This window comes from Leptolyngbya sp. PL-A3 (assembly GCF_039962325.1).
In the GTDB taxonomy this organism is placed as follows: domain Bacteria; phylum Cyanobacteriota; class Cyanobacteriia; order Elainellales; family Elainellaceae; genus Vacuolonema.
On record NZ_JAMPLB010000119.1, the window covers coordinates 1 to 11124 of the forward strand.

Consider the following 11124-nt stretch of genomic DNA (forward strand, 5'->3'; position numbering starts at 1 on the left):
TTTCCTTTATTGACTACTTCAACCAAACGATGGCAAAGCCCTTTCAATGGACATTCAAGGGTAAGTTACTGGCGTTCTAAACCATAGGCTTATTTATGCCGCCGAGTACTAGTTATTGCTGATTACTCCCAGATCGAGCTTCGAATTGTCGCCGAGATCAGCGGTGATGAGCGGATGATTACGGCTTACCAGCAGGGTGATGATTTGCACCAACTAACGGCCAGTCTGGTTGCCCATAAAGCGATGCACATGGTTACGAAATCAGAGCGACAAGCGGCAAAAGCCATTAACTTCGGCTTGATTTATGCCATGAGTGCAGCAGGATTGAAGAGTTACGCTAAGAACACCTATGGCGTTGAGATGAGCGCACAGGAAGCCCAAACCTTCTGCCGTCGCTTCTTTGAGGCATACCAGGGCATAGCGAACTGGCATGAGCGGGTTAGGAAAGAGCTTTACACACAAAATGCCTGCACAACTCGTACTCTTAGCGGTCGGTTGCGGTTTTGGAAAGACAAACCAACCCTACCAGAAGTACTCAATACGCCAGTTCAGGGAACATCCGCAGATATCACAAAGCAAGCACTGGCAATGCTTCGAGCAGCATTACAGGGAACCAATACAAAAATCATTGGCACGGTTCACGATGAGATTTTGTTGGAATGCTCAGCTAGCATAGCCGATACAGTCGCCACTCTCCTGGCAGATACGATGGCATCTGCTGGAGGAGTTTTTGTCCACCAGGTTCCCATCATTGCAGATGTAAAAGTAGCAGATTCATGGGCGAACAAATAGAAAAACGCTGTTTAATCCTATGAGTTGGAGCAGGCAGTGCATCCAATAGTCCACACAATCAATGCCCTATTGTTTTCCCACAACCAACCCAAACATCTAAGTTCTGGGAAAAAATTACAGATTGAATCGAAAACCTTCCCAGAACTGGTAGGTGCAGTAGTCCACCGGTGGAAGCGAACCTCCAACTCCACCTTGCCGTAGAATTTGAAAAGACGCTCACCCAGTACTCAAAACGGCTGAAGAGAGCGATCGCGACACATGGTTGTAGCACGATGCAAAAGGCCACCAATTTTCCATGGCGAAGCTCAGTCTGCTTTTTGCTGGCGATCGTCCCGCTCCTAACGACCTGTAGGTTGAATCGGGCGATGACGTTTGATGAAATCTATCCTCCTCCTTGGAAGGAAAAATCAAACGGCGACATCAGCAATGCCCTGACGGCTCATAATGTTCCCTGCCCCCAGTACCGATGGCGTAGACACATAAATTTTGAACAAACCGGTGAAGTTTTCGTACATTGCTCCACCAATGGTTCCAATTGGAATGCCTATCTGGTGTTCATACCGACCTACAAAGTAATCGGCCCCTTGATGCCAGATCCATCTTTACCTGTGTCCAATTAGGGCAGAAGTATGAACAACGAACCGGACCATTTCAAACGCGAGGAGGGATTCCCATGAAAGTTAAAGCGGCGATCACAGAGACAGATGGTAACTTTTATCTAACCGTTCTTGCGACAACTCCTTTCATCGGGTGGGGTTCTGGGAAAACAGTAGAAGAAGCAGTCCAAAGCTTTTATCGCGATCGCCGTATCCGCCAGGGTGAATTTGAAATCAATGGGAAGTTAGCCGATGTTCCACCGCGATCAGAGCAAGAACGGGTTTTCGAACTCTATCTCTATCAAGGTCAGGAGAATTATTTAGGAGAAGTTCAGCCCTTTGAACGGCAAGCTTTTGAAATTCTGGGAGCTTTTCCAGGCGCAAAGGCGGAAAGAACACAGGACATCATTCAAATTGAGCTTGGAGAGTACGGGAATGAAACAGGAGTGATCATCGTTTTGGCTCACGATCTTCTGGAAGTCAGGTTTCCAGACATTGAATGGATAGGATCTCACTCTCCATTATCCATTTCTAAAACCTGGCGAAGACTGGAGGGAGAACAAGTTCAAACCATTCATTTGCTGAACTTTATTCATGAGGCACAGGCAGAAAGGCGAAAAACATTTCAACAATGCAAATACTGCAATCAGCTGAATCCACCTGGTTGGATGTATCAATCGGATGTCTGTGATAGTTGTGCTGAAAAGCATTTAGGAGTTGTCCACTAATCTTGCTATGACGTCACCCCCTGAAGAAATTATTGTTGAATGTCCCAATTGCAAACGCTGGTATGAGGCTTGGCACCGGCCTTCGATTAACCGCTTGATTGATAACTTTAGCGATGAGTTCATCGAGAAAGCGTCAACGGCGATCTGTCCGTACTGCAATTGCAAGGCAGCCCTTGGAATTTGGCTCACCAATAGCGTAGAACAGATCACGATTAGAGTTCCACAAGCACGATTTAGGCGTAAAAGCGATCGCCCCCTGTACGCACTCACTCTTGATCACATTGATCCAACCTGCCGCTTGAGCATTATGGAAGTGATTCGTTCGATTACCAACTTAGGCTTAAGTGACGTCAAGGAGTTGCTCGAGCATCTGCCTCAAATCCTTATCGAGGACAGAGATCAGAAGAAATTGGAAAGCCTCAAGACAACGCTGGAAGCTGCTGGAGCACAAGTTACGATTGACTACAGTTCGAATCAATAATAGTTGATTTCATTACTTTTCCCTGCTCAATCCTCAAATGGATTTCTTGCTCGTAGACCTTAGCACCTGAGCGATCGCAATACACCAGTTTCCCTTGCGGCACACAAATCAAGCCGCTCACCCAATGGGCGAAAATTGGGGCGTCATTGACCATTTGGTAGCAGCCCACAATGCTAACCAGGTAGAGTCGATCATTTTGAATTTCCCATGTGCCGATATAGCCTCGCCAACAAGCAGTAGAGCCAATGACAGAGTCAGCAATTTTGCTATCTTCTACTTTCATGATGCCTGGATGTGAACTTGGCAAAGGTGGATGAAATGCGATCAATGTTTTGTTGCCATTAAAAATAAGGATCTCATCGACTTGAGCAGTCATAGCCGTCTCTTTAGTACATCTCGAATTAATCTGACTTTGAAGGATAATTCCTCAAGATTTTTTAAGTGGATTTCAGATTAGTCCGGTTCAGATTCATTTTTAGCCTTATAAATTAAATAGAAAGTAAATGCAAAGACGCTTGTCATACCTTTACCGATAGAAGACTGAATATGATAATTTTGCCTGAAAATTGAGCATCACGAACATGTTTCTCCTGCTGAGCCTCAGGTATCTGATAAAAGTCTTGAAATGGGAGTGAAAATGGGTTACTAACGGATGTGAGAATGAATACTAAAAAGCTCACTAGCATTAGAAGAAATGAGGTATTTCTTATTCTGGCTATAAATTACATCTATTCACCTGACTATGAGACTATAGTTGTTCAATCACTGTTGTGATGCTCTTTGCCTGTGTTTATCCGGTTTATTCAAGTCATAATTTCTCCTGGTTTAACTTGATCATGGCTTCTATCATCGGGTGCAAAGTACAACCAGTGTGAGACTTGGCTCACAAGCTCCTCTAGGGAATGAACAATCGCCACATCCGGACGCACGAGTGCCGTTTGAATGTGAACGTCCTGGCAGCGTTGATACTGAGGATGAACCCCTACAAATAGGGGTTTAGCCGTCATTGACCAGGCTCCTAATTCATAAAGCACAATAGGGCAAAGTGTTTCACACGGAAACCAGAACAGAATTGCATCTGCCTTTCGCAAGTGGTCATATTCCCATCGGATCTGGAAGGCTGAGGCGGTTGGATCATCCATCGGAAACTGCTCACGCCGAGGGTTAAACAGGGTCAGGGATGTCTCTTTCAGTTTCTCAACCACGATCGCCTGCCAATTGGGACAGCCTGTAATTCCCCCTGCTAGAAAAAGGCTAGGGGAAGTTTCAGCGGTATGAGGGCATTCAATGTAATTCATAGGCCTAATCGAGCCAGATTATTCCTCAAGGTAACTCCCGTATCAGGAACAGTTGGATCAGTTCTTGCTTCACGGATTCGTAACCCCATTCCTGTAAGCAAGGGAAGTATCCCACTGGAGCCTGGCGATGAAAAACTTGATTTTGAGGCACGTTGAAGCGCAGTAACCGGATGATTTCTTTACGCGGGTCATCATCCTCTAATGTCCAACCAACCTGAGCATCAAATCGCTTCCAGGCTTCCTGTTCAGTGCGATCGCCCGTTTGACCACCACACTCTAAAAAGATGTGTTTCTGCACACTAAAGCCAAATCGCCCTTCGCCATGAGCCCTCCAGAGGCGATCGATTAATTGCAAATCGGCAGTAGGAATCTGTTGCGTCCACTTATTCCCCAGCCAGTAGGCTTCGTCGCGATCGCTATATTCTCCACCGCCTAATCGAAAGATCAAATCTTTTGTTAGTTCATCGGCATCTCGCCATTTTTGCTGCCGCAGAGCGTTCTGTAGTGGGTAATAACGGGGATTTTCAATTACAGGTTCAACCAATAACGGTAACTCATTAGCTGGTATAGCAGGCTGTTCGGGTAATGTGACCGCTAACACCTTGGACACCGCATCTTCTAATGCGAAATAGGCAGCCATCTGGTAATAGACCGATCGCGAGTCTATTGGTCGTTCAGAACCATCGATGATGCGGATGTTGGTATTTTCGTAGGGAAAAGGGACGTAGCAAATCCAATCCTGGCGATCTACACCTTCTGTAATGGCAGTCTGTAAACCCCAATAAACATCGTCTAGAAACGTAGTCGTTAGCGGCAGGCGATCGGTGCTCTCTGAATTGGCGGACCACAGCATAAAACAGCCATCGTTGTCTGGATTTGGTTCCAGTTGCAAGATCACATGCCCATACCCCCGGTTCAAATGCCGTCCTTCACCACGAACAGGGATTGTAATTTGGGGCTGGCTGACGGTTGGCTTTTTCGGTTTGTGAATCAGCGGGTACTGTTTGGGGTCGTGTTCAACAGTCATTTCATGCAATACCGGGATTACTTCAGTTGGTGGCTCAGGAGATTTTTCGGCGATCGCTTCATTGGACACAGGTGAAGGATTGCCGGGCAGGGACATATCTTCTGGGCGATCGCTGCCCAGTTTAGATATGGCATCTTCTAACGCCAGGTACGCTGCCCTCCGGTAGTAGTGGGATCTGGAATCGATCGGATGCTCAGACCCGCCGATGATTCGGATATTCGTATTCTCATAGGGAAAAGGTATATAGGAGATCCAGGACGAACTTTTTTCATCGTCTGTCATCGCCTCACACAAGCCCTGATAGACATCGCTCAGATAATCTGTAGTTAACAAGTAATCTGGATTAATGTGTGGCGTAAACTCCACCGTAACCGACCACACCATATAGCAGCCATCATTTTCTGGGTTCGGCTCTAACTGCAGAATAACGTGCCCGTACCCTCCTTCTGCCATTCGCGCAAAACGTCCCTCGCCAATTACAGGGACTGTAATTTGAGGCTGGCTCACAGGTTGTTTCGGCTTGTGAACGAGAGGATAGCGTTGCATAATTAGCTTGCAAAGAAATGAGTATCCTTGCCTGGTTGCAATGAGATGTATTCTGCCCGTAACCCCTCCAGCTTACTCATGTTATTAAAGTGACTGCAACCTGATGTACACCTGGCTCCAATTCTTCTCCCACGACTTGGAAATACTCTAGTTCTAATCAAGTTTGTGTTTATAAGGTTTCGCCGTTCCACGGCCATTGCAGGAAGAAGCAATCAGGAAGTTGCGTAACCAGTTATCGTGATAACGGAAGCCATTGAGGTCTTCAAAGGGAGACATCGAATGTGGCTCCAGCGCCTGAACTTTGCAACTGTAGGGATGGAAATTCCACAGCAACGCCATCGCTCGTAACCCTTGCCTTGCCGCTTCTAGCGTGCCATGAAAGTATTGCATGGCATACAAGATACGGTCTTGATAATTCATCAATCGGTCTACTTGATTGCTGGTGAGATAGGCATCTGGTAACGCAAAGGTGATCTTCAGTTGAGGAGCTTTGTTGGGCAAGTTCGTCAGCTTCTGTCTGTCTTTATCGGGTAAGTCGTGTTCCGGGCATTTTGCCTTGAGAACAGGGCCTTCCATGCCTGTTGGCTCGCCTCCCACCCATCGATGCTGCTGCGATTAGCGTACCTAACACAAGTTTGGTAATCACCTGCTCTCTGCCACCACCCCGTCGATATTTTTGACCGTGATGCTGTGGTCAAAGATGCTCCTAACAGCCGCACGATCGCCGCTCCAAAAGAAGCCACACTCAAGGCTGTAAAGCATCGGCAGACTGCAACCAAAGGCAGATGGCTTCCAGTCCCAGAAAGAACTACCGAGTGTTGAGCGAATCTCAGAAATACTGACCGGGGTGATGGGACCAAGACCAACAAAGGCAGCCATGGTTTTTGTAAAAAGCAATGTGGCTCCGCCCAGCAACATCAAAAGTACTGCTGCTATGCTGGGAGCAATCTGAATCAAAGTTTCCACAAGCACAACAGAATGAGAACTATTTCTATTGGATTGATTGAAATTGAGGTAGGCTACTGTCCATTGGTAAAAGTTCTGATGCTTCCTGTGTCTCCCTCATGTTTCACTCCGCCCAGTTTCAATCTATTGTCGGTATCGTTGCCAGCATCCTGCTCCTGCTCATACCCTTTCAAGAGGTAATTCCGATCGAACTGAATGTGCTGGAGACGGTGGCTGTCATAACCTACGCTTGGAGTGTCTGGTTACTGGCGAAGAATAACTCCCTCGGATGGTGGATTGGGTTGATCGGGACAGCTCTGTACGGGATTGTTTTCTACCAGGCAAAACTGTACGCAGAGGTTGGGTTGCAAGTGTTTTACTTCATCACCAGTTTGCAAGCTATCTACATCTGGTTACGAGGCGGGCGGAACCATGCTGAGAAACCCGTGGGTCATGTTTCCAGGAAATGGTTGATCCTGACAGCTATTTTGGCGATCGCCAGCATATTCGCCTTGCGATCGTTCCTGATTGCCATCCGAGGAGCCGCTCCCTTTTGGGATGCCCTCACAACGGTCATGAGTTTGGTTGCTCATCTCTATCTCATGGGTCGTCTGGTAGAAAGCTGGTATTTGTGGATTACGGTGGACGTGATTTATGTTCCGCTCTACGCCTCCCGACACCTGTATTTAACCAGTGTTCTTTATGCCGTTTTCGGATTGATGGCATGGAGTGGGTTAAGGAATTTCCAACACATTGATCGCGAACAACAGTTAAAGGCACTTGAGCAGTAGGATGATGCTTGGCATTACGATTGGGAAGTTTTACCCGTTTCACCTGGGGCATCACCACCTAATTCAACAGGCAAAAGCACAAGTCGATCACCTTGTGGTGCTGGTTGGGTACAAACTGACTCAAACAATCCCTGGTACTGTTCGCGCCAACTGGATTCGTTTTCTGCATCCCGATGTCGAAGTGATCGAAGTGCTGGAAGATATTCCAGATACACCAGAACCCTGGGCAAAACGAGCGTTAAGCATTCTACAAGGACGGCAACCGGATTTCGTCTTTACCTCTGAAGCGTATGGCGAATCCTGGGCAGCGTTGATGAATGCAGAACATCGCGCGATCGACCCCCAACGTACCCACTTTCCGATTTCAGGAACCCAACTACGGCAGCATCTCTCGGCTCACTGGCATATGTTAACTCCCCCTGCCAAAGCGTATTTCACGAAACGAATTTGCCTTACCGGCGTGGAGTCCAGCGGCACAACAACCTTAGCTCAATCCCTGGCACAGCATTACGAAACAGTATGGGTGCCCGAATATGGGCGATGGTATTGGGAAGGTAGACGTTACACTCTTGGAGCGGAGCAATGGGATACCTACGAGTTTGTTCAGATTGCAAAAGGGCAGGCGAACTGGGAAGATGACCTGGCGATGCGGGCGAACCGGTTGCTCATTTGTGATACCGATCCACTCGCAACTCATGTCTGGCACAGACGATACACCGGAACTTATTCTAAAGTAGTGAAACAAATTGCTGACTCCCGTCACTACGACCTGTATATTCTGACCGCTCCTGATTTTACCTTTGTGCAGGATGGCACCCGAGAAGGTGAGCATATTCGACTGGAGATGCACCAGTGGTTTATTGAGGTGCTCAAGCAGAAAGGAAAACCATACATCACAGTGAAAGGTTCTCATGAGCAGCGGATGATGGCTGCGATCGCAGCCATCAATCCCCTCTTGGTATTCCCGATTCTGGACGCCCCATAAAATAGTGGCATCCCAGTAAAGCAAACTTCTCAGGTGCGATACCTTTGTTGCCTTGCCAGATGCAACCGTAAATGACTCCGTTATTTTGGGCAAGAATAGCGGTGCGAAGCAGTTCCCCTGCGGGTAAATGCCCCGAAGGGGAGATCCAGGATGTGGTGACTATGCATGGGCAGTTTGAAACATGAGGGAGCCAAATCTCTCGATTAACGCCTCAACAGAACAAACACTGGTTGAGCGATACCCTTTACCCTGCAAGCAAGAATATCAACAGGTTGTATTACCGGGAATAGTAAGGCGTGAACGTCACTCCCTATATGCCAACCCATCAAAATGAAGACGCGGAATTTTCAATAGTGTAGTACTATCGTTTCCGCACATCGCACCCTGGGTAGAGCATCATGAACCAATTCACAGGTAGCTGCCTTTGCGGCAACGTCCGAATTGTAGCGTCGGGGCTCCCATACCGAGTCGGACTTTGCCACTGTCTCGACTCATGAACAAAACAAAACGATGTATATCTCGGCCTTTCCTGCTCGCTGTACAAAGACTTCTAGGTTTTGAGGTTGAGCTGATCGTTCCAGTACGGCTTCGTTAACGGGCACCAATTGGAGGAAATTTTTTAATTCTTCAATCACAGGGGTTGGGCTGATGCCCAACACTCTTTCCCTATCTCAAATGTCACTGCCATTGACAGCCATATGAGTAATTTGCTGTTTAACCTCCATTAATTGTTGCAAAATGTTTTGCCAACAGTGTCTATGTTTCAAATATCCCAAAACGCTCAAATTGGCGTGTACTTTGCACACGCCAATTTGGGTATTTCAGCTTATCTCGAGCTAAGGCTACTTAGCGAATAGGTGCCGCTGCCTGCTCGGTTTGATCCAGCCCAGGTTCTACTGCCAATTTTGCTTTTGCCTGCGAGCCGTAAGTAAAGTAGAACAAGCTACCGATGAAGACTCCGCCGCCGATGATATTACCGATCGTAACAGGCAGAAAATCCCAGAACACCATGTCCATGCCAGAGATGGATGCTCCCAGTGCCTTACCGGCCAGCAGGAAGAACATATTCACTACAATGTGCTCCATCCCTAAGGCAACGAAGGCCATAATGGGCCACCAGCAAGTGAGGAGTTTACCCGGTACCGACTTGCTTACCATGCCAAACATCACCGCCATGCACACCAGGAAGTTGCACACAATACCTCGTACGATGAATAGCAGGAAACCGTTCAAGCCCATCTCTTTAACTGCTACCGACTTTGCCGTAGCAATTTCCATGAGCTTTTCGCCTACAGCGTTAGGTTCAATGGTTCCGGCGTTAGTAAGGGAGTAACTCATGAGCAATGCTGCTATTAGACAGCCGAGGAAGTTGCCTATGTAGACCCACATCCAATTCTTGATCGTGTGATTCCAGTTCACGCGATTGGCAAGGAGACCGGCAGAGAATAAGGCAAAGTTACCTGTTACCAGTTCCATGCCAAAAATGATGATGGAAACAAAGCCCCAAGGGAACAAAGCAGCACCTAGGAAGGGAATGCCCGATTGAACGGCAATAGTGACCGCCAAGGTTGTTGCAACCCCTAACGCCAGGCCAGAATAAAAGCCGCGAATGAGTAAATCTTTGATCTTGAGTCGAGCCTTAGTCTCACTCGCCTTAACGGCAGCTGTCATTAAGTCAGCAGGTGCGATATAGTCCGCCATCTTTATTTTTCCTGATTGAATGTTGATTAATGTATATTGCTGAACTGTCGAAACGCTGTTTCGAGAAGCTTTGGTATGTTTAGGTGTGGCTAAGCCTTGGCGAGCACTTTGGCATCCTTAGGAGTGGCTCCAAAGGGGTCGCGACTGCCTTCTACGGCAATATTGAGTTTGCGGGGAAGATTGGAGAATTCTGGATTTCTCTCACTATTGCTGGTCATCAGGTTCTGGAGTTGTTGCACTAGAGGGCGAGTATCAATGACCTCAGCGGCATTAATGCCCGCTACAGGCGAGCCGGTAATGTTCCGGACATTATCAAAGCCTAATTGCATGGTGGTCATGCCCGCCGCTTTTAAGCACCGAAAGATGCCCGGTATACCTTCCAGGCATACTCCGCGCAGTTGAATGTTTTGATGGGTGGTAATGTCGCCACTGCCGGCATTGCCATAGCGGTGAATAATGTTAGCAAGAATCTGCATTTGCTGGCTGGTGAGCTGACCATTAGGAGTACGCAGACGCAACATGAATTGACTAGAAGTAATGGGTCGAAGGAAAATACCTAGCCATTTTAGGCGCAATTCTAAGTCCGTCTTGTCAACATTTTTCCAACCAACTTCGGCAAAATAGTCGAGCTTGTTCTTAACAATAAGCCCATCTTTTTCAGCTTTAGCTCTCTCAATCTTATTGAGTTTTGCCTCGGCTTTGTCTAAAGCAATCATTGCTTAGTCTCCAGAAATGGGAGCAGCAAAAAGCACTTGACTACAACAGAGGGCCCTCTCAGAAGTCAGTCAAAGTAGCTTAGCTAGCTGCGTTATTTAAGTAGTAAACAAACTCGACTAAGCGTTACTTTTTGCTACGCCTTTACGACTGTAGTGAATAGTAAGCAGCCAAAATGGCAAAAATTGTATCCTCTGAGACGTTTCAAGAAGTGGTATTCGTAAAACGCATAATATCTATGCATATATCGCATATTTAAACCTTCTCTAATTGCTTGGTAACGAAATACATAAAATCTGATCCATCTCAATATTTCTGCAAACAACAAGTTGAAGAAACTCTTAAAAACTAGGCATTGCTGATCCAGGTATGTTTATTCGATGTGAAAAAGGCCGCCTAGTAAACTGATACCGTTTTAATATGAAGCTGCGCCAAATAGGGCTTCGAGAATGAAATCGTAGGACGTCAATGACGCAACCCTTTCAGGGGAAATCTTGTCGAGTTCCGAGGTCAGGAGTTT

13 protein-coding genes and 1 pseudogene are annotated in these 11124 nt (G+C 47.0%); 7 read left to right on the forward strand and 7 right to left on the reverse strand.

Annotated features, from left to right (window positions below):
- The first annotated feature begins 114 nt into the window (after window positions 1–114).
- The 4 genes from NDI52_RS33755 (at window position 115) to NDI52_RS33770 (ending at window position 2597) form a co-directional block, all read left to right on the forward strand.
- Window positions 115–792: a DNA polymerase gene (locus NDI52_RS33755; RefSeq protein ID WP_347280193.1), complete on the forward strand. Its 678-nt coding sequence runs from the start codon at window positions 115–117 to the stop codon at window positions 790–792.
- 272 nt (window positions 793–1064) lie between these two features.
- A complete protein-coding gene (locus NDI52_RS33760) occupies window positions 1065–1412 on the forward strand; it encodes a hypothetical protein (protein ID WP_206758177.1) in 348 nt (115 codons plus the stop codon).
- Window positions 1413–1465: 53 nt separating this feature from the next.
- Entirely contained in the window at window positions 1466–2116 is a 651-nt protein-coding gene (locus NDI52_RS33765; RefSeq protein WP_190772069.1) for a hypothetical protein, read from the forward strand.
- A gap of 7 nt (window positions 2117–2123) precedes the next feature.
- On the forward strand, window positions 2124–2597 hold the full coding sequence (locus NDI52_RS33770) for a ribosomal protein L7/L12 (protein WP_348257108.1): 474 nt from the start codon (window positions 2124–2126) through the stop codon (window positions 2595–2597).
- Here the strand turns inward: NDI52_RS33770 and NDI52_RS33775 are convergent.
- The 5 genes from NDI52_RS33775 to NDI52_RS33795 form a co-directional block, all read right to left on the reverse strand.
- Complete coding sequence (locus tag NDI52_RS33775) at window positions 2569–2973, reverse strand: hypothetical protein (RefSeq protein ID WP_190772067.1); 405 nt, start codon at window positions 2971–2973, stop codon at window positions 2569–2571. The two genes, NDI52_RS33770 and NDI52_RS33775, sit on opposite strands and share 29 nt — an antisense overlap.
- 427 nt (window positions 2974–3400) lie before the next feature.
- Window positions 3401–3895, reverse strand: a complete 495-nt coding sequence (locus tag NDI52_RS33780; protein WP_190772066.1) for a nucleoside 2-deoxyribosyltransferase domain-containing protein — start codon at window positions 3893–3895, stop codon at window positions 3401–3403.
- 25 nt (window positions 3896–3920) lie between these two features.
- Window positions 3921–5468: a GUN4 domain-containing protein gene (locus tag NDI52_RS33785; protein WP_190772065.1), complete on the reverse strand. Its 1548-nt coding sequence runs from the start codon at window positions 5466–5468 to the stop codon at window positions 3921–3923.
- Between the two features lie 153 nt (window positions 5469–5621).
- Window positions 5622–6044 carry a hypothetical protein gene (locus NDI52_RS33790; protein WP_199330822.1) on the reverse strand — a complete coding sequence of 141 codons (423 nt, stop codon included), beginning with the start codon at window positions 6042–6044 and terminating at the stop codon, window positions 5622–5624.
- A gap of 66 nt (window positions 6045–6110) precedes the next feature.
- Window positions 6111–6347, reverse strand: coding sequence for a hypothetical protein (locus NDI52_RS33795; protein WP_190772064.1), 237 nt, complete (start codon window positions 6345–6347; stop codon window positions 6111–6113).
- Between the two features lie 185 nt (window positions 6348–6532).
- Here NDI52_RS33795 and pnuC point away from each other — a divergent pair, with 185 nt between their 5' ends.
- From pnuC to NDI52_RS33810, 3 genes and pseudogenes are all read left to right on the forward strand, one after another.
- Window positions 6533–7204 (forward strand): nicotinamide riboside transporter PnuC, encoded by a 672-nt coding sequence (pnuC, locus tag NDI52_RS33800; protein ID WP_190772063.1) that lies wholly within the window; start codon window positions 6533–6535, stop codon window positions 7202–7204.
- A gap of 1 nt (window position 7205) precedes the next feature.
- Window positions 7206–8189: an AAA family ATPase gene (locus NDI52_RS33805; protein WP_190772071.1), complete on the forward strand. Its 984-nt coding sequence runs from the start codon at window positions 7206–7208 to the stop codon at window positions 8187–8189.
- 398 nt (window positions 8190–8587) lie between these two features.
- Window positions 8588–8680: pseudogene (locus NDI52_RS33810) on the forward strand (GFA family protein); the annotation flags it as partial.
- Window positions 8681–9035: 355 nt separating this feature from the next.
- Here the strand turns inward: NDI52_RS33810 and NDI52_RS33815 are convergent.
- Together NDI52_RS33815 and NDI52_RS33820 are read right to left on the reverse strand one after the other, a co-directional pair.
- The gene (locus NDI52_RS33815) at window positions 9036–9890 is read right to left on the reverse strand and encodes a formate/nitrite transporter family protein (protein WP_199330821.1); all 855 of its coding nucleotides are present in this window, start codon (window positions 9888–9890) and stop codon (window positions 9036–9038) included.
- A gap of 89 nt (window positions 9891–9979) precedes the next feature.
- Complete coding sequence (locus NDI52_RS33820; protein ID WP_190772062.1) at window positions 9980–10606, reverse strand: hypothetical protein; 627 nt, start codon at window positions 10604–10606, stop codon at window positions 9980–9982.
- Window positions 10607–11124: the final 518 nt, after the last annotated feature.

What these genes read in the sequence shown, in the direction of transcription:
- NDI52_RS33760 (WP_206758177.1), top strand. Translation starts at nt 1,065, where the DNA reads ATGCAAAAGGCCACCAATTTTCCATGGCGAAGCTCAGTCTGCTTTTTG.
- NDI52_RS33765 (WP_190772069.1), top strand. Translation starts at nt 1,466, where the DNA reads ATGAAAGTTAAAGCGGCGATCACAGAGACAGATGGTAACTTTTATCTA.
- NDI52_RS33770 (WP_348257108.1), top strand. Translation starts at nt 2,124, where the DNA reads ATGACGTCACCCCCTGAAGAAATTATTGTTGAATGTCCCAATTGCAAA.
- NDI52_RS33775 (WP_190772067.1), bottom strand. Translation starts at nt 2,973, where the DNA reads ATGACTGCTCAAGTCGATGAGATCCTTATTTTTAATGGCAACAAAACA.
- NDI52_RS33780 (WP_190772066.1), bottom strand. Translation starts at nt 3,895, where the DNA reads ATGAATTACATTGAATGCCCTCATACCGCTGAAACTTCCCCTAGCCTT.
- NDI52_RS33785 (WP_190772065.1), bottom strand. Translation starts at nt 5,468, where the DNA reads ATGCAACGCTATCCTCTCGTTCACAAGCCGAAACAACCTGTGAGCCAG.
- NDI52_RS33790 (WP_199330822.1), bottom strand. Translation starts at nt 6,044, where the DNA reads ATGGAAGGCCCTGTTCTCAAGGCAAAATGCCCGGAACACGACTTACCC.
- NDI52_RS33795 (WP_190772064.1), bottom strand. Translation starts at nt 6,347, where the DNA reads ATGGCTGCCTTTGTTGGTCTTGGTCCCATCACCCCGGTCAGTATTTCT.
- pnuC (WP_190772063.1), top strand. Translation starts at nt 6,533, where the DNA reads ATGTTTCACTCCGCCCAGTTTCAATCTATTGTCGGTATCGTTGCCAGC.
- NDI52_RS33805 (WP_190772071.1), top strand. Translation starts at nt 7,206, where the DNA reads ATGATGCTTGGCATTACGATTGGGAAGTTTTACCCGTTTCACCTGGGG.
- NDI52_RS33815 (WP_199330821.1), bottom strand. Translation starts at nt 9,890, where the DNA reads ATGGCGGACTATATCGCACCTGCTGACTTAATGACAGCTGCCGTTAAG.
- NDI52_RS33820 (WP_190772062.1), bottom strand. Translation starts at nt 10,606, where the DNA reads ATGATTGCTTTAGACAAAGCCGAGGCAAAACTCAATAAGATTGAGAGA.